The sequence below is a fragment of the Streptomyces sp. NPDC047515 genome, from assembly GCF_040643055.1.
Lineage (GTDB): Bacteria > Actinomycetota > Actinomycetes > Streptomycetales > Streptomycetaceae > Streptomyces.
This window is the reverse complement of record NZ_JBEYTM010000003.1, coordinates 25,205-45,034: the sequence shown is the minus strand read 5'-3', so window position 1 is coordinate 45,034 and position 19,830 is coordinate 25,205. Positions and strand designations below refer to the sequence as shown.

Annotated in this window: 21 protein-coding genes; 10 read left to right on the top strand and 11 right to left on the bottom strand. The window is 69.1% G+C overall.

Features of this window, described 5'->3' with window-relative positions; translation table 11 throughout:
- Window positions 1-24: 24 nt before the first annotated feature.
- The 4 genes from ABZ826_RS03005 to ABZ826_RS02990 all read left to right on the top strand — a co-directional run bounded on the left by ABZ826_RS03005 (window position 25) and on the right by ABZ826_RS02990 (window position 4,044).
- Complete coding sequence (locus tag ABZ826_RS03005; protein ID WP_361441288.1) at window positions 25-897, top strand: SDR family oxidoreductase; 873 nt, start codon at window positions 25-27, stop codon at window positions 895-897.
- A 151-nt stretch (window positions 898-1,048) separates the two neighbouring features.
- Window positions 1,049-2,041, top strand: a complete 993-nt coding sequence (gene rarD / locus ABZ826_RS03000; protein WP_361441285.1) for an EamA family transporter RarD — start codon at window positions 1,049-1,051, stop codon at window positions 2,039-2,041.
- 146 nt (window positions 2,042-2,187) lie between these two features.
- Window positions 2,188-3,759 (top strand): FAD-dependent monooxygenase, encoded by a 1,572-nt coding sequence (locus tag ABZ826_RS02995; protein ID WP_361441282.1) that lies wholly within the window; start codon window positions 2,188-2,190, stop codon window positions 3,757-3,759.
- 57 nt (window positions 3,760-3,816) lie between these two features.
- The gene (locus ABZ826_RS02990; protein ID WP_361441279.1) at window positions 3,817-4,044 is read left to right on the top strand and encodes a hypothetical protein; all 228 of its coding nucleotides are present in this window, start codon (window positions 3,817-3,819) and stop codon (window positions 4,042-4,044) included.
- Between the two features lie 68 nt (window positions 4,045-4,112).
- Here ABZ826_RS02990 and ABZ826_RS02985 read toward each other — a convergent pair whose 3' ends face one another.
- Window positions 4,113-4,553 (bottom strand): ATP-binding protein, encoded by a 441-nt coding sequence (locus ABZ826_RS02985; protein WP_361441276.1) that lies wholly within the window; start codon window positions 4,551-4,553, stop codon window positions 4,113-4,115.
- 213 nt (window positions 4,554-4,766) lie between these two features.
- On the opposite strand from ABZ826_RS02985, the gene ABZ826_RS02980 reads away from it, so the two are divergent.
- Genes ABZ826_RS02980 through ABZ826_RS02970 form a run of 3 tightly spaced genes read left to right on the top strand, consistent with a single transcriptional unit; the run spans window position 4,767 to window position 6,053 of the window.
- Window positions 4,767-5,618 (top strand): helix-turn-helix transcriptional regulator, encoded by an 852-nt coding sequence (locus tag ABZ826_RS02980; protein ID WP_361441273.1) that lies wholly within the window; start codon window positions 4,767-4,769, stop codon window positions 5,616-5,618.
- An 11-nt stretch (window positions 5,619-5,629) separates the two neighbouring features.
- A complete protein-coding gene (locus ABZ826_RS02975) occupies window positions 5,630-5,821 on the top strand; it encodes a DUF397 domain-containing protein (RefSeq protein WP_361441270.1) in 192 nt (63 codons plus the stop codon).
- The gene (locus ABZ826_RS02970; RefSeq protein WP_361441267.1) at window positions 5,814-6,053 is read left to right on the top strand and encodes a DUF397 domain-containing protein; all 240 of its coding nucleotides are present in this window, start codon (window positions 5,814-5,816) and stop codon (window positions 6,051-6,053) included. Before ABZ826_RS02975 ends, ABZ826_RS02970 begins: the two co-directional genes overlap by 8 nt.
- Before the next feature lies 1 nt (window position 6,054).
- Here the strand turns inward: ABZ826_RS02970 and ABZ826_RS02965 are convergent, their stop codons facing one another.
- Together ABZ826_RS02965 and ABZ826_RS02960 are read right to left on the bottom strand one after the other, a co-directional pair.
- A complete protein-coding gene (locus tag ABZ826_RS02965; protein ID WP_361441264.1) occupies window positions 6,055-7,410 on the bottom strand; it encodes a VanZ family protein in 1,356 nt (451 codons plus the stop codon).
- Between the two features lie 758 nt (window positions 7,411-8,168).
- Window positions 8,169-8,825 carry an ABATE domain-containing protein gene (locus ABZ826_RS02960; RefSeq protein ID WP_361441261.1) on the bottom strand — a complete coding sequence of 219 codons (657 nt, stop codon included), beginning with the start codon at window positions 8,823-8,825 and terminating at the stop codon, window positions 8,169-8,171.
- 22 nt (window positions 8,826-8,847) lie between these two features.
- Here ABZ826_RS02960 and ABZ826_RS02955 point away from each other — a divergent pair, with 22 nt between their 5' ends.
- The gene (locus ABZ826_RS02955) at window positions 8,848-9,297 is read left to right on the top strand and encodes a VOC family protein (RefSeq protein WP_361441258.1); all 450 of its coding nucleotides are present in this window, start codon (window positions 8,848-8,850) and stop codon (window positions 9,295-9,297) included.
- Between the two features lie 180 nt (window positions 9,298-9,477).
- Here ABZ826_RS02955 and ABZ826_RS02950 read toward each other — a convergent pair whose 3' ends face one another.
- Together ABZ826_RS02950 and ABZ826_RS02945 are read right to left on the bottom strand one after the other, a co-directional pair.
- On the bottom strand, window positions 9,478-9,867 hold the full coding sequence (locus ABZ826_RS02950; RefSeq protein WP_361441255.1) for a VOC family protein: 390 nt from the start codon (window positions 9,865-9,867) through the stop codon (window positions 9,478-9,480).
- 41 nt (window positions 9,868-9,908) lie between these two features.
- Window positions 9,909-10,847 (bottom strand): nitroreductase/quinone reductase family protein, encoded by a 939-nt coding sequence (locus ABZ826_RS02945; protein ID WP_361441252.1) that lies wholly within the window; start codon window positions 10,845-10,847, stop codon window positions 9,909-9,911.
- Between the two features lie 389 nt (window positions 10,848-11,236).
- Here ABZ826_RS02945 and ABZ826_RS02940 point away from each other — a divergent pair, with 389 nt between their 5' ends.
- Entirely contained in the window at window positions 11,237-12,043 is an 807-nt protein-coding gene (locus ABZ826_RS02940; protein WP_361441249.1) for an HAD family hydrolase, read from the top strand.
- Window positions 12,044-12,151: 108 nt separating this feature from the next.
- Here ABZ826_RS02940 and ABZ826_RS02935 read toward each other — a convergent pair whose 3' ends face one another.
- The 6 genes from ABZ826_RS02935 to ABZ826_RS02910 form a co-directional block, all read right to left on the bottom strand.
- Complete coding sequence (locus ABZ826_RS02935) at window positions 12,152-12,598, bottom strand: hypothetical protein (protein WP_361441246.1); 447 nt, start codon at window positions 12,596-12,598, stop codon at window positions 12,152-12,154.
- Window positions 12,599-12,649: 51 nt separating this feature from the next.
- Entirely contained in the window at window positions 12,650-13,243 is a 594-nt protein-coding gene (locus ABZ826_RS02930; protein ID WP_361441243.1) for a TetR/AcrR family transcriptional regulator, read from the bottom strand.
- 196 nt (window positions 13,244-13,439) lie between these two features.
- A complete protein-coding gene (locus ABZ826_RS02925) occupies window positions 13,440-14,327 on the bottom strand; it encodes an ABC transporter permease (protein ID WP_361441240.1) in 888 nt (295 codons plus the stop codon).
- The gene (locus ABZ826_RS02920) at window positions 14,314-15,300 is read right to left on the bottom strand and encodes an ABC transporter ATP-binding protein (protein ID WP_361441237.1); all 987 of its coding nucleotides are present in this window, start codon (window positions 15,298-15,300) and stop codon (window positions 14,314-14,316) included. Before ABZ826_RS02920 ends, ABZ826_RS02925 begins: the two co-directional genes overlap by 14 nt.
- Window positions 15,301-15,437: 137 nt before the next feature.
- A complete protein-coding gene (locus ABZ826_RS02915) occupies window positions 15,438-16,703 on the bottom strand; it encodes a DUF2092 domain-containing protein (RefSeq protein ID WP_361441234.1) in 1,266 nt (421 codons plus the stop codon).
- A 460-nt stretch (window positions 16,704-17,163) separates the two neighbouring features.
- A complete protein-coding gene (locus tag ABZ826_RS02910) occupies window positions 17,164-18,174 on the bottom strand; it encodes a polyprenyl synthetase family protein (protein WP_361441231.1) in 1,011 nt (336 codons plus the stop codon).
- Between the two features lie 156 nt (window positions 18,175-18,330).
- On the opposite strand from ABZ826_RS02910, the gene ABZ826_RS02905 reads away from it, so the two are divergent.
- Window positions 18,331-19,827 carry a peptide MFS transporter gene (locus ABZ826_RS02905; RefSeq protein WP_361441228.1) on the top strand — a complete coding sequence of 499 codons (1,497 nt, stop codon included), beginning with the start codon at window positions 18,331-18,333 and terminating at the stop codon, window positions 19,825-19,827.
- Window positions 19,828-19,830 lie beyond the last annotated feature (3 nt).

The following is a 19,830-nucleotide window of genomic DNA, read 5'->3' as shown; positions in this document are numbered from 1 at the left end:
GCCGCCAAAGAGGAGAAACCCCCCATGAGCATCGTTGTCACCGGAGCCACCGGAGAGCTCGGCCGTCTCGTCGTCGACCAGTTGCTCACCACCGTGCCCGCGAACGAGATCGCCGCCGCCGTCCGCGACGAGGAGAAGGCCGCCCCGCTCTCAGCCCGCGGCGTCGAGCTCCGCGTTGCCGACTACGACCGTCCGGAGTCCCTCAAGGACGTCTTCCGGGCCGGTGACCGCGTCCTGCTCATCTCCGGCAGCGAGGTCGGCCGGCGCGTGCCGCAGCACACCGCCGTCATCGACGCGGCCAAGGCGGCGGGCGTCGCCCAGCTCGCGTACACCGGCATACTGGGCGGCCCCGACGCCGACTTCCAGCTGGCCGCCGAGCACAAGGTCACCGAGCAGCTGATCCTGGACTCCGGACTGCCGCACACCTTCCTGCGCAACGGCTGGTACACCGAGAACTACACCGCCAACCTCGCCCCCGTCCTGGCGCACGGCGCCGTCGTCGCCAACGCGGGCGACGGCCGGGTCGCCTCCGCCACCCGCGCCGACTACGCCGCTGCGGCGGCCGCCGTACTGACCGGCGAGGGCCACATCGGCGCGGTCTACGAGCTGAGCGGCGATGTCGCCTGGTCGTTCGCCGAGTACGCGGCGGAGGTCGCCCGGGCCACCGGCAAGGAGATCGTCCACAAGAACGTCCCGGCCGCCGTCCACCAGGAGATCCTGGTCGGCGCCGGCGTGCCCGAGGGTTTCGCGGCGATCCTCGTCGATGTGGACGCGGCGATCGAGCGCGGGCTGCTCGCCGGGACGAGCGGCGACCTGGCCCGGCTGATCGGCCGCCCGACGACACCGCTCGCCGAGACGGTGGCCGCGGCGGTGGCCGGGACGGCGGCCACGGCGTAACTCCGCCTCTCCCCCCTCCCGCACCCCAGGGGTCTCATGTCATGACCGTATGACGATACGACTATGACATGAGACCCTTCCGGCGCTACCGTCGTGCAGTCGACGGATCGGTCGACGCGGAGCAGCTGACACAGACATGCCGGGAGGGTCCGTGAAGGGGACGACCGACCAACGGGCCGGACTGCTGTCCGGTATCGGCGCATACGGCCTGTGGGGCATCGTCCCCCTGTTCTGGCCGCTGCTGAAGCCCGCCGGCGCGATCGAGATCCTTGCCCACCGCATGGTCTGGTCCCTCGGGGTCGTCGGCATCGCGCTGCTGGCGCTGCGCCGCTGGTCCTGGATCGGCGAGCTGATACGGCAACCGAGGAAGCTCGGCCTGATATCGGTCGCGGCGGCCGTGATCACGGTCAACTGGGGTCTGTACATCTGGTCCGTGAACAACGGGCACGTCGTCGAGGCCTCACTCGGCTACTTCATCAATCCGCTGGTCACCATCGCGATGGGCGTCCTGCTCCTCGGTGAACGGCTGCGCCCCGCGCAGTGGGTGGCGGTCGGCACCGGCGTCGCGGCGGTGCTCGTGCTGGCCATCGGTTACGGACAGCCGCCGTGGATCTCGCTGACCCTGGCGTTCTCCTTCGCGACGTACGGCCTGGTGAAGAAGAAGGTCAACATGGGCGGCCTGGAGTCGCTCACCGCCGAGACCGCCGTGCTGTTCGTGCCCGCGCTCGGCTATCTGCTGTGGCTGGGCGCCCAGGGCGATTCGACGTTCGGCTCCGAGGGCCTCGGCCACGCGGCGCTGCTGGCCGCGACGGGGGTCGTCACGGCCACGCCGCTCGTCCTGTTCGGGCAGGCGGCGATCCGGGTACCGCTCTCCACGCTGGGGCTGCTGCAGTACCTGGCACCGGTCTTCCAGTTCGTCCTCGGCATCCTGTACTTCCACGAGGAGATGCCGCCGGAGCGGTGGGCCGGGTTCGCCCTGGTGTGGCTGGCGCTCACCCTGCTGACCTGGGACGCGTTCCGGACGGTGCGGCGGACGAGGGCGCAGGCGCAGGCCCTTGCGGCGCAGCCGGCGCCGTCGGCGCCGTCGGCGCCGTCGGCCGGGGGCGCCGCTTCGTCCTCGTCGGCCACAACCCCAGCGCGGTGACCAGCGAAGATCAGCAGCGCACGCGAAGGCGCGCGTCCCGTACGACATCCGCGAGGCCGCGGACGCGGCAACTTTAGTTACCAGGTTGCTTTTTTAACTCAGTTACGATTCTCTGGGCGTCCACGGACCACGACCGAGGAGCCCGCATGCCCACCCCTGCCCCCGCGCCCATCACCGACGCGCTGATCGTCGGCTCGGGCCCCACCGGCCTGACCCTGGCCTGCGATCTGGCCCGGCGTTCCGTCGCCGTACGGATCATCGACAAGTCCCCCGAGTTTCCGCGCAGCTCGCGGGCCAAGGGCCCCAATCCCCGTTCCCTGGAGGTCCTGGAGGACCTCGGGATCGTGGACAGAGTTCTGGCGGCGGGCTCGGCGCCGCTGCCCATGCGGAAGTACCGCAACGGGCTGCCGATCACCGACACCGACCCGTTCGAGGCGTCGCACCCGACGCCGGACGCCCCGTACGACCGGGGGTGGCTGATCGCCCAGTGGCGGCTGGAGGAGATCCTGCGGGACCGCCTGGCGGAGTACGGCGTACACGTGGAACTCGACGCGGAAGCAACCGGGTTGGCGGCAGGACCCGACTCGGTGACCGTCACGCTCGCCGACGGCCGGAGCCTCGCGGCACGGTACGTGGTGGGGTGCGACGGCGGTCACAGCCCGGTACGCAAGCTGCTCGGCATCCCGTTCGAGGGGAAGACGACCGAGGAGCAGATGATGGTCTGCGGGGACGTGGAGGCGGACGGCCTCGACCGCGACTACTGGCACCAGTGGTTCGACGAGGACGGTGCCGTGCTGCTGTGCCCGATCCCGGGTACGCGGTCGGGCTGGTGGTTCCAGGCCGGGCCGGAGCGGGACCGGGCGGGAGCCCCCGTACCGCCCTCGCTGGAGAGCTTCCGCCGGCTCTTCGCCCGGCACACCGGACTGCCGGGCAGCCATCTGACGCGGGCCGACCTGCTGTCCACGTACCGGGTCAACGAGCGCATGGCCGACCGCTACCGGGTGGGCCGCGTCCTGCTGGCCGGGGACGCCGCGCATGTGCACTCCGTCGCGGGCGGACTGGGCATGAACACCGGGATCCAGGACGCGTTCAACCTGGGCTGGAAGCTCGCCCGGGTCGTCACCGGCCAGTCGGATCCGGGGCTGCTGGACACGTACGAGGAGGAGCGACTGCCCGTGGCCTCCTGGACGCTGAACATCACCTCCGAGCGGCTGCGGGCCACCCTCGAAGCGATCAAGCAGCCGGGCGGCGGCCTGGACGCGGGGGGCACCGCCGAGACCACGGGCCTGACGCGTGGCTACCGCTGGAGCTCGCTCTCCCCCACGGGCTCCACCCCCCGTCTGCGAGCGGGCGACCGCGCCCCGGACGCCCCCTGCCGCGACGCCGTAACGGGCGCACCGACCCGCCTCTTCGAAGCGTTCGCCGGACCGCATTTCACCCTGCTGGGCTTCGGCCAGGGCACGGCGGACGCGCTGCGGGCGACGGAAGCGGCGTACGGCGACGCGGTGCGGGCGTACGAGGTGGGCGCGGGCGGCCCCGCCGATCTGGCCGACGAGGCGGGCCACGCCCGTACGGCGTACGGCATCGAGCCGGGTACCGACATCCTCGTCCTGGTCCGCCCGGACAATCACGTGGCCCTGATCTCACCGGCGGCGGACAGCCGGGCTGTCGGCACCTACATGGACCACCTGAGCGGTACGCCATTCAGGCGGCTCTGAGCGCGTCGCGCCGGGCAATCCCGCAACTGTCGTGCGCTCATATTTTCCTGACATGCTATGAGCCGATTCACGCGCGCGTGCGGGAACTCCCGCGTGCTCCTGCGCACCGCCACCGCCGCCCTGTCCACGCTGTCGTTCCTGGTCTTCGGCGCCTCGCCCACGGGCCACGCGGACGTCGGCGCGGACCGGGCCCACCCGTCCGGCCCCACCTCCCTGCGACCCGTCCACGTCGTTGAGGCGTACCCGCAGCAGCGCTTCCCCGGCCCGTGGTCCACGGCCTCCTGACCGAGCCGGAGTCCCCGGCGTGATCGCCCAGGGCGAGCGATCCGACGGGTCGCTCGCCCTCTAAACGCCTACCCCTCCCCCTTTGCCGCGCACTCCACCCAGAGCAGCTTCCCGCCCTGCTCCGGCAGCCCGCCACGCATGGGGTACGCACCCCAGCTCTCCGCATAGAGGGTCACGAGGTACAACCCCCGCCCCCGCTCGGCCAGCTCCGCCGAGGCCTCGGCACTCCACCGGAACGGGGCGGGGATGTGCGGATTGGTGTCCCAGACGCTCAGCCGGATACGGCTGCGCCCGACATCGCGCAGCCGCAGGCAGTACGCCCCCGAAGAGTGCAGATACGCGTTGGCGACCCGCTCACTCGCCAACAGCTCGGTGATCTCGGTGAGTTCGCGCATGCCGTGCACGCGCAGGATGGTGCGAAGGGTCGTACGGGCCACACCGGGTGCACGGGGATCCTGCGGAAGTTGAAGGGTGTACGCCCAGGGCGGCGATACCGTGGCACTGACCATGGAAGTCTCCGATCACGGAGGAGAGTTGGAGGGTACGCATCGGGTTGCCCAGTGACGAGACCGCTCCGTCGAACGGGGTACTTCCGGGCGGGTGGCCTGAGCGAGAGATTAAGCTGCCGCAAGGATTACTTTCATCATTCGACCGGAATCCTGGCACCAACCCACTCGTGTGAGTGACAGTCCAACTCAGCCGATTTCAGGGGAGACTTCGAGATGGCAGGCAGAGCCGCCCCTACCGCGCGCCGCATCCGGCTCGGCGCCGAACTGCGCAAACTGCGGGAACGTGCCGGAATGACCACCACTCAGGCAGCGGGCCTCCTGGGCACGAGTCCGGGCCAGCTGAGCAACATGGAGGTGGCACGTTTCGGCGTGAGCGCAGATCGGGTACGGGCGGCGGCCCGCACGTACTCCTGCACCGATCAGGCACTGATCGATGCTCTGGCCGCCATGACAGGTGACCGCAATCGGGGCTGGTGGGAGGAGTACCGGGAAATCCTGCCGCCCGGACTGCTGGACCTGGCCGAGATCGAGCACCATGGCACCGGTCTGCACGCGGCACACAGCATCCATATCCCCGGTCTGCTCCAGACCATTGATCACGCCCGGGAGATCTACCGGCAGGCCGTTCCCGAGATGTCCCCACCGGAGATCGAGCACCGCGTCTCCTATCGCGTCAAGCGGCAGGAAGTGCTCTACCGGACGGACCCGGTCCCGTACGAGGCCGTCATCCACGAGGCCGCTCTGCGGATGAGGTTCGGCGGTCCGGACACCGCCCGAGGCCAGCTCCGGCACTTGCTCAATATGAGCGAACATTCCCACGCGACCATCCGCGTGATCCCCTTCGAGGTCACGCACTACCCGGGCTCGGGGCAGTCGGTGTACTACGTGCGCGGCCCGGTGCCCGCCCTCGATACCGCGCAGCTCGACCAGTCGCACGGGCCCGTGTTCATCGACGCCGAGGCCCAGTTGGCGCAGTACCGTCTGCTACTCGCACGACTCGACAATGCGGCACTGGGTATCGAAAAATCCCGAGAACTCATCCACGAGATCGCCAAGAGCCTGTGAAGGGAACCGAGATGTCCGCCTACGCCTGGCAGAAGTCGTCCTACTGCGCGCAGGGCGAAGCCTGCGTGCACATAGCCGCCGCACGGACCGGAGCAATAGCGCTCATCGAATCCGGCGACCCCAACGGCGCGATACTTCATACCCGCACCGCCGCCCTGGCCGCGCTCCTCCACGCCGTCAAGAAGGACACTCTCCATGGCTGACATCCCCACCGACCTCACCTGGGTCCGCGCCGCCCCCGAGGGTGAGGAGGGCCCCGGCCCCTGGATCGAGATCGCCTTCGGACCGGACGAACTCGTCTACCTCCGCGAGACCGGCGACCCCGCCAACATCGTCACGACCACCCAGACCAAATGGGACGCCTTCACCAAGGGCGTCCAGGCCGGCGAGTTCGACCACTTCATCGAACCCGACGACCGAACACCGCAGAGCTGAGTTATTCCTGTCGCTGTACTTCCATGCCCGTGACAGCGTCCAAGTACACAACCGCACCCGAAGGTTCGGTTTCACCATCACGAATAAGGTTCACGATCCAGACCGGCACCCACGTGCCGGAGAGTTCCTGCGCGATGACGAATGCGTCGTCGCTCGCCTTGATACCAGAAAGCTCTTCGGCTCGCCGCTTGGCTGCGGACTTGTCGAGCTTCGGCTCGGGCAGATGAGGATCGGGGACCGAGCGAGCGTTGATCGCCATGACACGGCCGGCCGACGAAACGGTGATGTCCAGCCGCATCGGCATCATGACGCCGTTGGCGTATCGCCGATAGCTCAGGATGTACGGACCCTCTCCGCCCCCCAGACGCTCAAGGGTCGAGTCGCTGCCCTTGACCTCCCCGGGAAACCATTTCTGGGCAAACCTCAGACCGGTGGCTTCAACCTGCGATCGAGTCAAGGATCCACCATCGTCCTTGTTGTCGTTCGCAAACATCGTTTGAATTTTCTTGTCGGGCCACAGGAGTGTCAGGCTGCCCTTGGCGGTCGTCACATCCACTCTTCCGGGAAAGCCTGGAATCGCCTCGCGGGCCTGCACCTGGATCACGTCGACGGAGTCACCGTATATCTCTGCGGCAACCTGCCGGGCCCATGCACCTTGCGCAGCCGTCGCGCCGACTGCTTCCTGCCCTCCGTATGCCGGGGTGACGACGAAGAGGAACATCGCCCCCATCGCCGATCCCCCGATTCCCAGAAGGCCGGCGGCTTGCCAGGAATCCCGTCGCGTGATGGGCGGTCGACGACTCCGCCACCAGACCCAGCCCGTGCCGAGAAGGACTCCCGCCACCACACCCATCGCATTGGCTGCGATGTCGCTGTAGCTGCACGACCTTCCCAGCGGAAGGACTGCCTGCAAGAGCTCTACGCCGCAGGTCAGGATGGCGCCACCGGCCAGAGCAAGTATCGGCTTCCGGAAGGCCACGACCGCGAAGAGGCTGACAGGAACGAAAAGGGCGACGTTGAGCTGCCCCGGCACTGTGGAGAGAACTCCCTGCGCAGAGGGCCCGATATAGCAAACCGGATGGTTCTCCACGAAGCCACCTCCCCCCGGCGTCAGGGTCACAACCAACGCCCCGGCCAGGGAAATGGACCACAGTACTGAAGGAACCATGGGAAGCTTCTTCGCCTTGGCCCACAGCAGTACCGGAATCGTGAAGACAATCGCCACCAGGACAAATATCGGAATGAGTCCGTCAAGGGCGCCGATCGACGCTTCAATCATTGATGCCTTCTCTGCTGTCGCACAAGTGACAAATAACAATGCGCTCGGGGCAGAAAAATCCACCCCGAGCGCATTCACTCACCTATCAACAAGGGTTGAGCGCCGGGGTCCAGAAGTATCCCTGTCCTGCAACATCCATTCCACCGACGGAACGGCAGGAACTGGGCACCGGGTTCCCCCCGAAGTTGTGCGACTTCGTCCGACCGGACGATACGGAGTACACGGGGGACACATACTCCTTACTGCCGACATCCACAAGGAACTTAGCGGAAATAGCACTGCCGCCAGTCTTCTTGAAACTGACGTAAGAATAGAAGAGGCTGGAGTTCCCACTGACGCTGCGGCCATTGGTCGATTCGAATGAGAGCGTGCCATTGCTGAGACTCGTCGAAGTAGTTCCTGCCCACGCAGCAGTACCCATGCCGAGTGACGCCAGTGCCGTAGCGACGACTACAGCAGATCGAAGTGCCCGATTCACAGAGTTCTCCTCACGAAAAAATCCAGAAAGCGAGCGCCTTGGACAAGTTTCGATCAAAGGCCCGATGAAGATCAAAATACAGATCCCAATTCGGGGTGGCAAGCAAAAAATCTTCGAGAATTTTACCGAGAGGCGGGGAATTAAATATATTTATTGTGTATAAGAACGTGAATTTCCCGCCGAACCGTCCAGCGGACGCACCCGACGGCCCGGCAACAGCGGGCGACGTGGCATCGACGCCGCACGCGCGGCGGGAGCCGTCGCGTCTCGCCGTTGGCCTGCGACGGTTAGGGATGCGTCCGGAAGACACCGATCGTCCGTCCCACGTCCTAGCTCAGCCCTGTCGACTCCGCCGGCATCATGGCTCCTCGGTTCGGTCGGTCGGGGTGTGCCGGGCACGGTGGGCCCGCACCTTGTGGAGATTTCCGCAACGCTCCATCGCGCACCACCGCCGCCTGCCCGGTCGTGAGGTGTCGACAAAGAGCAACTTGCAGCTGTCAGAGCCGCATTCGCGGATACGGTTGGCGTAGGGGCCAGTGAAGAGCTCCACCGCATCGCGGGCGACGGTCGACAGCAGGGCCGTCCCCGTGGCATCCGGGGCCCAGGCGAAGGTGCCGGAATCGGAAGCGATACGGGGAACGAGCGGGGGCTCGGCCGCCACGGCGTTCACCGTGGCGAGGTCGGCCGGCGCGAGCGGGCGGCCGTGCGCGCGGGCGGCGGCCAGATTCCAGAGGGCGCCGCGCAGCTCGTGCGCGCGGCGCAGCTCCGCCGTACTCACCGAGACGGACAGGCCGTCCGGCAGCCGGCTCTCGCCCGCCCATCGCACCAGGTCGGCGGGGGTGTGCAGCACCTCGTACGCGGCGTACCGAGTGCGCACCACCTCGTCCGCCGCGTCCGACGCGTACCCGCCGGTGGGCAGCAACTCCAGGCACAGCGCGCCGGGATCGAAGCGATAGGGGCGGCCCTCCCGGGTACGGAGGATCAGTCCCGGCGTGCCCATTGCCGACTCGGTCATGTAACCACTATAAACGGTTTCCATGACTCTGCACTGGAAGCTCGTCATCGACGCGTCCGACCCGCACGCCCAGGCCGCCTTCTGGGCCGAGGCCCTCGGCTACCTGGTCGAGGACAACAGCACACTGATCGAGCGGGTGCTCGGCCTCGGGGCGGCGCCGGAAGAGGCGACCGTCCTGGTCGACGGCCGCCGGGCCTGGCGCGATCTCCTGGCGGTGCGGCACCCGGGCGACCCGTACGAGGAGGAGAGCGGGGTGGGCCTCGGACGGCGGCTGCTGTTCCAGCGCGTACCGGAGGCCAAGACCACGAAGAACCGTCTCCACCTGGATGTGCACGCGGGCCCGGGGCGGCGCGAGGCCGAGGTGAAACGGCTGGAGGCACTGGGCGCGACGGCGCTCCACGAGGTCGATCAGCCCGGGGGTACGTGGACGGTGCTCGCCGATCCCGAGGGCAACGAGTTCTGTGTGCAATAGCGTCGGACGGCGCTGACGCCGCGGAATTCCCCGGCGCGTCCGGGTGCGTCGGCCGCCGCGGCGAGCCCTGGCCCATGACCGCTCCAACAGGGCCGCGCGGTGGCGCGCGTGTCCGCCGGGGTCCTGCCGCCCACCTCCGAGGTGAGCGGCAGGACCCCTCCCGGACCCGGACCGGCCGGGTCAGTCCTCCACCACGTCCTGGGGATACCAGCGCAGCTCCACGGTGTTGCCGTCCGGGTCCCGGACGTACAGCGACTGCGCCTCGCCCCGGGCGCCGGAGCGGCTGACCGGGCCCTCCAGCACGGTGAAGATGCCCGAGTCGATGACCTGCTGCCAGTCCAACGGTTCGACGACCAGGCAGATGTGATCGACGTTCGATTCGGAGCGCGGCCGGCCCAGCAAATCGATGATCATGCTCGGGCTGACCCGCACCGACGGGAACGGGAACTCACCGGCCCGCCACTCGTCGACCCTGATCGACTCCAGGCCGAGCGGGCCGCAGTAGAACTCCAGGGAGCGCTCGACATCCCGCACATTGAGCACCAGGTGATCGAAATCCTTGACTCTCACTCGCACGGCACAACCTTTCAGCCATTCAGATTCGGTTCGGTTCAAGAAGCGTCAGGAGCTGGTGCACCCGGAGGAACCGGAGGGCCCGGAGGCCATGGGACCTCCGCCAACAGGGGGACGATCTGCTCCTCCTCGTAATCCAGATGCGCGTTCAGCTCCGTGGACATCCTGTCCAGCTCCGCGTGGAAGCGCTCGGAATCCTTGATGCCGATGTCCGCCAGCAACGCCACCAACTCGCCCTGGATGCGAGCGACCGTGCGGTGTTCGTCGGCGAGCCGGGCGAAGGTGTCGGTCAAGTGGGGGTGGTAGCGAGCGATTCCGGGGAACAGGTGCGCGTCCTCGCTGGCGTGGTGGAACTCCAGGGCCTGGCAGAAGGCCAGGCAGCGCTGCCGGATCTGGAGACCCAGGCTCGGGGGCGGTGGTTCGCCGGGGCCCCGGTGGGCCGCGCGCGCACGGAAGCGGGCGTCGGCGTCCGCCTTCACCTGACGCAACTGGCCCCGCAGCCAGGTGTGGACCTCCATGACCTTGTCGGCAAGAGAGTTGACCTCACGCGGGCCCTCCCAGCCGTCGGGCTCGGCGCGTTCCAGGACCACGACCGGCAGGGGCCGGGCGGTCCGGGCCTGGTAGTCGCCGTATCCGGGCGCCGCCCTCACCGCGTGCGCGAACAGTTCCTCGCGCCGGGCCCCCTCCGCGGGGACCGCGAGGGCCTGGAAGGTACGGGTGCCGAGCTCCACCCGTACCACGGGGTGGGCGAGCAGGTTGTGGTACCAGTCGGGGTGGGGCGGGGCACCGAGGTTGGAGCCGACGATCAGCAGTGAACCGCCGTGCCGGACGTAGCCGAGAGGGGTGGTGGCCTCCTTCCCCGACCTCGCGCCCGTGGTCGTCAGCAGGAGGAGGTCGCCGCCTTCGAAGGGGCCACCGACCTTTCCTCCGTTGGCGCGGAACTCCTCGATGACCGATTGATTGAAGGATGTGGGCATACAGGTCTGTGTCTCCATGGTTCGCAGGTGCGGCCGGAGCCGCGGTGATCTGCGGGAACGGGTGATCGTGGTGCGCGTCCGCGCGCCGGTTGCGGACGGCGCGGGGCGCGCGGCGGACGGCACGCGGCGGACAGCACGTGTGAGGGTGCGCAGCGCGGGAGGACATGACGGCCGACGACGACGTGCGGCAGCCGTACTGTCGCTGCGTCAGATGCAGGGTGCGGAGCTGGAACTCATCACGGACCCCTTGGATGAAGAGTGTTCGCCCGATCACCGGCCGGCCCACTGCTCTTTGGCCGGCGTCACGCGACACCGTTTTCATTACGCGCAGTCGGCCGTCGCCTGTCAACGCGGACGTGTGCGCACCGGGCCGACCTTAGGCTTGATCCATGCCCATACCGCCCGCGTACGCCCTCGTCGCCACGGACCTGGACGGCACCCTGCTGCGCCGCGACGACACAGTGAGCCCTCGCACCCGCGCCGCGCTCGCCCTGGTCGCCCGAGCCGGGGCGCGGCACCTCGTGGTCACCGGACGGCCCGTGCCCGGCATACGGGAACTCCTCGCCGGGCTGGGCTACCGGGGGCCCGCGATCTGCGGGCAGGGCACCCAGCTGTACGACGCCGGGACCGGGCGCCTGGTGCACGCGATCACCCTCGACCGGGAGGCGGCCGACAGCGCGCTCGGCAAGATCGAGGCGCAGGTGGGACCCGTTTTCGCGGCCGTGGACCAGGACGGCGTCGAGGGCCGGACGCTGATCGAGCCGGGATATCTGATGCCCCACCCCACGCTGCCCGCCCAACGGACGCGTCATCGGCACGAGTTGTGGTCCGCGCCCGTCGTCAAGGTGCTCATCCGGCACCCCGAGCTGGACGACGACGCGCTGGCCGAGGCGGCCCGTACGGCGGTCGGCGATCTCGCCTCCGTCACGCTCTCCGGCCCCGGGACCGTCGAGCTGCAGCCGTTGGGCGTCGACAAGGGCAGCGGGCTCGCGCTGGCCGCCGATTTCCTGGGCGTGGACGCGCGCGGCGCGATCGCCTTCGGGGACATGCCCAACGACCTGCCGATGTTCCGCGCGGCCGGGCACGGCGTCGCGATGGCCGACGCCCATCCGGACCTCCGGGCCGCGGCGGACGAGGTGACGTCGTCGAACGAGGCCGACGGGGTCGCCGAGGTGCTGGAGCGGGTCTTCCGCTGAACGGCAGGCCTCGCCGAGAGCGGGCCTCGCCGAGCGGCAGACCTCACCGAGCCGGAAGCCGCCCCGGCCGGACCCGGCGCGCTCCGGGAGCACGCGTTCGGCCGGGTGTCAGAGGGACATCAGGCAGTAGAGCCGGTGCGGTTCGCGCCGGGCTCCGGCCTCCGCGGCCAGGGTCGCCAGCTCCTTGAGGAAGTCGGCCAGTGGACCCGGCTCGCAGTCGTCGCCGAACTCCTCGATGCGCGACCAGCGTTCGGCCGCCGCTTCCAGCTGTCCGGGCCTCGCGGACGCGAGGGCGTCGCGCAGTTCGTCCGTGAGGGTGACCAGCCAGCTGGATTCGTCCTCGGGAGAGCTGAGCAGCTGGTTGAAACGCGGGAGCGCGGTGACATCCGCGTACGGCATGCCGGTCAGCAGGCTCTCGGCCTGGCCCAACTGCACATACGGCTCGATCCCCTTGACCGGGACCATCGGAAACCCGGCCGCTTCGACGCCTGGCGCGAACGCCGTCAGGGCCGTGAGGTCATCAAGCGCGCTGAAGTAGTCGTAGAAGGATCCCATCCGCGCATGCTCGCACGCCCGTCCGACATTGCCATGCCGTCTGGCCGGATCTCATGGTTCCGGTGACGCCCCCAGCGCCCGCAGCACATGATCGACCAGCGCTCTGATCGTCTCCTCGTCCTGCACCGGCTTGCGCAGCACATGGCGGTAGTACACCGGGCCGTACAGCATCTCCACCGCCAGCGGGAGGTCGGCGTCCGGCGGGATCCGGCCTTGCTCCTGGGCCCGTCGCAGACGGTCGACCGCCTCCTCGAAGCGGGGGTCGATCAGCTTCGTCCGAACGATTTCCGCCAGTGCGTCGTCATGGTGGACCTCCGAGAGGATCCCCGCGTACGCGGGGCCGTAGGGCGGCGTGGAGAGGAGCTTCACCGCACCCATCACATTGGCCCGCAGGTCGGCGGCGATGTCGCCGGTGTCCACGAACGGCGTCGTGCCGACCAGCGCGTCGGTGAACGCCTCCAGCATCACCGCACTCTTCGACGGCCACCAGCGGTAGATCGTCTTCTTGCTGACACCCGCCCTGGCCGCGATGGCCTCGATGGTGACGCGGCCGTACCCCTTCTCCGTGCACAGCGCGAGGGCGGCTTCCAGGGTCGCCCTTCGTGATCTCTCGCTGCGGCGCAGTGAACTCGGCGATGTGATCATTCGGTGAGCATAGGTGCGTTTGAGGCAATCCTTGTTGACAGTCCGTCGTCAGAAATCGAACAATACTGAGGCGGAAACGGAACGTGCCGTGTCGTATCGTTCCTGCTGTTCGCACCGTTCGTGCCGTTCGTGCCGCGACGAGCCGATCGGGGGACGGCTCGCCCGGCCGACGGCGCGAGGGCGATGCCGCCGGATGTCAGGCGGTGATGTCCTTCACCGTGAAGCGGGCCCAGGCCGCCGAGCCGAACACCGCCGCGTACAAGCCCTGAAGTCCCAGGTTCTTGACCACCTCGTCCCAGTGGACGGGGTCGCGCAGCAGGTCCGCGTAGGACATCCAGTAGTGCGGGAAGAGATACGGGTGGATGCCGCTCAGCTGCGGGATCGTGTCCACGATCTGCACGGTGATCAGCATTCCGACGGTGGCGGCCATCGCCGCGATCCCGCTGCTGGTGAGGGTCGAGATGAACAGGCCGATCGCCGCGAATCCGACCAGTGACGCCGCGACCACCACCGCGATCAGGCCGGCCCGCAGCAGCCCTTCACCGAAGCCGATCCGGGTCCCGGAGATGGTGGTGACCTCGCCTACGGGGAAGAGCAGTGCCCCCACGGCAAGCGCCGAGAGGGCCACGACCAGGGTCGCGACCAGGCAGAACGCGAGGACGGAGGCGTACTTCGTCAGCAGCAGCCGGGTCCGGCCGGCCGGCGCGACCAGCAGATAACGCAGGGTTCCGGCGTTGGCCTCGCCCGCGATCGAGTCGCCCGCCACGACCCCGACGGCCATCGGGAGGAAGACCGGGAGCGTCACGGCGAGGGCCGCGAAGACCAGGAAGAGACCGTTGTTGGTGACCTGGGAGAGGAACGCGGGGCCTCCCCCGCCGCCGCCCGGTCCGGGTGAGGAGCCGTGGTTCGTCTCGACCTTCACCGCGATCCCGATGAGCACGGGAACGCCGGCCAGCACCCCGAGCAGCGCGAGGGTGCGCCAGCGGCGGAGTGTGGTGGTCAGTTCGGAGCGAAGGATTCCGAAGGTCCACAGCGGATTGCGCGTCCTGTCCGTCGCCACGGGTGAGACTTCAGCCTGCGACATCGAATCCCTCTCCGGTGAGTGCGACGAAAGCGTCCTCCAACGAGGCCCGTTCGATGCCGAAGGACCTCAGGCGTACGCCGGCGTGCACCAGCGCCGAGCTGAGGTCCGCGAGTTCGACATCGCCCGGCGGGGCCTCGGCGCTCACCCGGTCGCCGTCGACCGTGACGCCGGTGAGGCCTCGTTCCTTGAGGACGCGGGCGGCATCGCCCGGGTCCGGGGTGGTGACGGCCAGCCGGCCGCGGGCACCCGCCGCCAGATCCGCGACCGGCCCCTGGGTGACCAGTCGGCCCCTGGCCATCACCGCGACATGGGTGCAGACCTGCTCGATCTCGTCGAGGAGGTGGGAGGAGAGGAAGACGGTGGTGCCCTCCGCCGCCAGCTCCCTCACCAGCGTGCGGATCTCGCGCATGCCCTGCGGGTCCAGGCCGTTGGTCGGCTCGTCCAGGACGAGCAGGTGGCGCGGCTGGAGCAGGGCGGCGGCGAGACCGAGACGCTGCTTCATTCCGAGCGAGTACGCCTTGGCCTTCTTGCCGGCCGCAGCGGCCAGCCCGACCCGGTCCAGGGCCTGTGCGACCCGGACCCGGCGGGTGCGCGGGTCGGCCGTCGGATCGGCCGAGTCGTAACGCAGCAGATTGTCCCGGCCGCTCAGGAAGCCGTACAGCGCGGGCCCCTCGATCAACGCCCCCACCTGCGGGAGTACGGTGCGGGCCGCGCCCGGCATGGGGTGGCCGAGTACCCGCGCGGTGCCGGACGTGGGGTCGATCAGGCCCATCAGCATCCGGATCGTGGTGGTCTTCCCGGAGCCGTTGGGCCCGAGGAACCCGAAGACGCTGCCGCCGGGAACGTCGAGGTCCAGGCCGTCCACGGCGAGCTGGCCGCCGCGGTACCGCTTGGTCAGGCCCCGCGTCTCGACAACGGCCCCGACGGACTCGGTCACCGCCCTCGGCCCGATCGCGGTCCCAGGCTCTGTCATGCGTACTCCCCAAGGGTCGAGTAGGGCCGGTCCGGCGAGTCGGGGCCGGTCAGCACGGCTCAGCGCGGACCGCCCCGCCGTACGGAGAGTACGGCGGGGCGGGTGAACAGTGACGGGAAACGTCGTGCGCCCCTGAGTCAGGCGGCGTTGTTCGCCGCCTTGACCAGCGTGTCCGGCGTGACCGCGCCCACGTACACCTTGCCGTCATCCGTCATCAGCGCGTTGACCAGGCGGGTCTTGAAGACCGTGCCGGAGCCGAACTTGCCGCTGACCTTGTTGCCCAGCGCGTCCAGGAACTGCTGCGCCTCGGCCGGTACGTCACCCGACGCCTTCGAGGGGAGACCGGTGCCGCCCGGGGTCCTGATCTCGGCGATCGCGTTCCAGCCCTCGCCGATGACCTTCGTGTCCTTGCCGCCCTTGTCCCCGGCGCCCAGTCCCCCGGCACCCAGTCCCTCGGCGCCCGGGAACATGCCCGGACCTTTGCCCCCGTCGGTCTTCCGCTGTGCCTGCGCGTCGTCGGCCTCGGTCACCTTGGTGCCCTTGGGCGGGGTGAACGTGAACGAGGAGGCGGCCGGCTTCCCGAAGTCGACCTTGGTGAACCCGGCGTCGACGACGGCCTTGCCACCGCTGCTCGGAAGCAGTGTGAACTTCAGCGGCACACCGTTCTTCGCGTCGACCGCGACCGTGACCGAGCCGATCGTGGAGCCGCTCTGCCTGGGCTTGATGAGCAGCTTGTACGCGTCACGTCCGGCGACCCGCGCCGTCCCGTCGACCGTCACCGAGGTGGTGGGGCCCGCGGCCTTCAGGACCTGCTCGGCGAGGGCCTTCGGCGTGGTGGGCACGGACTCGGGGGCCGGGGCCGAGTGCTCGGCCTTCGTCCCGCTCCCGTCCTCCGTGGCGTGGTATGCCTCGTTGGAGCTGCTGTCGTACGCCCAGACCTGGTCGCCGTTGCGGATCAGGCTGTACTCCGCCGCGTTGTCCAGGATCGACACCCGCTGCTTGTCGGGGCCGTCGGCGGCCACCCGCAGGGTGTGCGTGCCGGACGCCAGCTCCGTCATCTTCTTCTGCGGGTCGGCACCGGAATCGCCCTTGTCGCCGCCGCTGCCGCCCTGGGCGAAGGAGCCGGCCAGACCGCCGAGCGACGGGATGCCGAGGTCCGTGCTGATCTTCACCGTGCCGGAGAACTGCTGGGTGTCCGAAGCGGCGATCTTCTCGATGAGCTGCTGCGCGGTGATCTCCGGCAGATCGGGGTCACCGGTGCTCGCGAGCGCCGGGACGAGCCCGATCGTCGCGGCCGCCACCCCCGCCACCGCGACCGGGACGATGTAGCGCGCCGCCTTCCGGCGGCCGACGGCGGTGCCCCTGGTCCCGCCGTTCGTCTCAACGCTGTCGTTCGGTGCCATGTGTGCCCTACCTCCGTGGTCGGCGGCTTCCGTCCGGATGCACTCGTCCACTCCGCGCCGCCATTCTCACCCGATTTGCTCAGGAGTGGATGTCCTCCATCTGACCAAACCGGCGATGCGAAAGCGTCACCCCCGGGAAGCAACTCCGCCTACCTCTTCGGTATGACACTCCCCGCGGCGGGCCTGCCCCGTCCCGTAGGGGTACCGCGCGTACGGTCTCGGAGCCTGTCGGGTGGCCTTCGATCGGACAGCGGACGCGGACGCGGTCTGGTGCGTGCGATTCCAAGGCGCCGGGATGTCCTCGGACGGGGTCTCCCCTGCTCGAACGAAGCCGAGAGCTCGGGGATGGAGCCACCAGGGCATTTCGGCAACGCGGGAGGGGGTCCCTCCTGCCCCTTAATGCCTTGGGGGAGTGCATGCCGGGGCGTGGCCGCCCGATCGGAGGCCACCCGACAGGCTCTCAGCCGGCGCGGTGCACCACCGCGTCGCACAGCTCCTCCAGCGCGGCCTTCGCGTAGCCCTCGGGCAGCGGCGTCAGCGTGGCGCGCGCCTCCTGCGCGTACCGGACGGCGTCCCGTCGGGCCTGCTCCAGCGCCGGGTGGGCGCGCAGCCTGCGCAGCGCCTCGGCGTGCCGGGCATCGTCGCTCAGGTCGCCGTCCAGCAGCTCGACGAGTTCCAGGTCGTCCGGCTTCCCGTCGGCCGCGGCCTGGGCCCGCAGATGGAGCACGGGGAGCGTCGGGATGCCTTCGCGCAGGTCGGTGCCGGGGGTCTTGCCGGACTCGTGGGAGTCGGAGGCGATGTCGAGTACGTCGTCGGCGAGCTGGAAGGCTACGCCGAGCCGCTCCCCGTACTGGGTGAGGATGTCGACGACCGACTCGTCCGCGCCGGCCGTCATCGCGCCGAACCGGCAGGCCACGGCGACCAGCGAGCCGGTCTTGCCGCGCATCACTTCGAGGTAGTGCTCCACCGGGTCGCGCCCGTCGCCCGGGCCCGCGGTCTCCAGGATCTGGCCGGTGACCAGCCGTTCGAACGCCTCCGCCTGGATGCGTACGGCCTCCGGACCGAGGTCGGCCAGTATGTGCGAGGCGCGGGCGAAGAGGAAGTCGCCGGTCAGGACGGCCACCGAGTTGCCCCAGCGGGTGTTGGCGCTGTCGACGCCACGGCGCACGTCCGCCTCGTCCATCACGTCGTCGTGGTAGAGCGTCGCGAGATGCGTCAGCTCGACCACGACGGCGGCGGGCACGACGCCCGGCGCGTCCGGGTCGCCGAACTGTGCGGCCAGTATGGCCAGCAGCGGCCGGAAACGCTTGCCCCCGGCGCGTACGAGATGCTGCGCGGCCTCCGTGATGAAGGGCACGCCGCTCTTGGTGGCGTCGAGCAGCCCCGACTCGACAGCAGCCAAACCGGCCTGGACATCGGCCTCAAGAGCGTGGTCCCGCACGCTCAGTCCGAACGGCCCGACGACGGTCACGAGGGGATCTCCTGTCTACTGACGATCACACGGAATGTCGATGTGTCGCTGTCATCACTCAAGTCAGCGTATCCGGTCCCCTTTGGATCAACGTGGGCGCCTTCCCGCCACCGCCGGTATGTTCGGGATCAGCTCATACGATCTGGAGTTCTCCCTTTGTCCCACACGGCCACCGACACCGAACCGACTCAGCCGCCCAGCGACGACCATGCCTTTTTCGGCCAGCCACGGGGCCTGATGACCCTGTCCGGCCTGGAGGTCTGGGAACGGTTCTCGTTCCTCGGCATGCAGGCGATCCTGGTCCTCTACTTCGCCGACACCGTCGCCCGCGGCGGGATGGGCATGGAACCGGGCACCGCGGCGTCCGTCTCGGCCGCCTACGGCACCCTCGTCTACCTGGTCTCCGTGGCCGGCGGCTGGCTGGCCGACCGGATCCTCGGCTCGTACCGCGCCGTCCTGTACGGCGGAATTCTCATCGCCTGCGGGCATTACGCCATGGCGGTGCCCAGCGACGCCATGACATGGACCGGCCTCGGTCTGATCAGCGCCGGCACCGGTCTGCTCAAGCCCAATGTGGCGACCATGGTCGGCAAGCTCTACCGCACCACCGACGAACGCCGCGACGCCGGCTTCGCGCTCTATTACATGGGCATCAACATCGGCGCGTTCCTCGGCCCGCTCGTCACCGGCTGGCTCGGGGACCACGCGAGCTGGCACTGGGGCTTCTCCGCCGCCGCCTTCGGTATGACCCTCGGCCTGATCCAGTACGTACTGGGCCGGCGTCACCTGGCCGGCCGAAAGCACAGCGCCGAATTCGCGCTGGAACCGGCCCCGATGCGCCGTGCCGTACGGCTGATCGTGATCGGCGCCGTCGTGGTCGCCGCCGTCGCCACCGCGCTGGCGCTGGCAGGCTGGCTGACCATGGGCCGCTTCGTCGACCTGCTCACCCTGGTGTCGGTGATCGCACCGGTCGTGTACTTCGCGGTGATGTTCCGCAGTCCGCGGGTCACCGGCGAGGAGCGCGGCAGGCTGCGCCCGTACGTGGTGCTGTTCCTGGCCTCCGTCGTCTTCAACTTCATCCTCTTCCAGGCGTACTCGACGATGATGCTGCTCGCGTCGACCAACGCCCGTACCGAGGTCTTCGGCTTCCACTTCCCGGCGAGCTGGTACGCCTCGGCGCTCGGCGCCTTCGAGGTCGCGCTCGCCCCGGTGGTCGCCGCCGTCTGGGCCCGGATGGGCCCGCGTCAGCCGCACGCCTCCAACAAGATCGCGATCGGGGTGATCCTCGGCGGACTGTCCTTCCTGCTGATGGTGCTGCCGACCTCCGGGCACACCGGCGACACCTTCAAGATGGCCGCCTGGTGGATCGTCGGCTCGTACCTGCTGCTCGGTCTCGGCGACATCCTGCTGGAGACCTCCGGCATGTCCGCGACCACCAAGCTCGCGCCCAAGGCGTTCGCCAGCCAGACGATGGCGCTCTGGTTCCTGTCGCTGGCTCTCGCCAACGGCATCCAGGCCCAAGTCGTGAAGCTGTACGGCGAGGTGTCCAACCCCGCCTACTTCGGTGTCAATGGCGCGATCGCGGTGGTGGCCGGTGTGGCTGTCATCGCCGCGGCCCCCTGGCTCAAACGCACCATGCACCCCGTCCACTGAGGT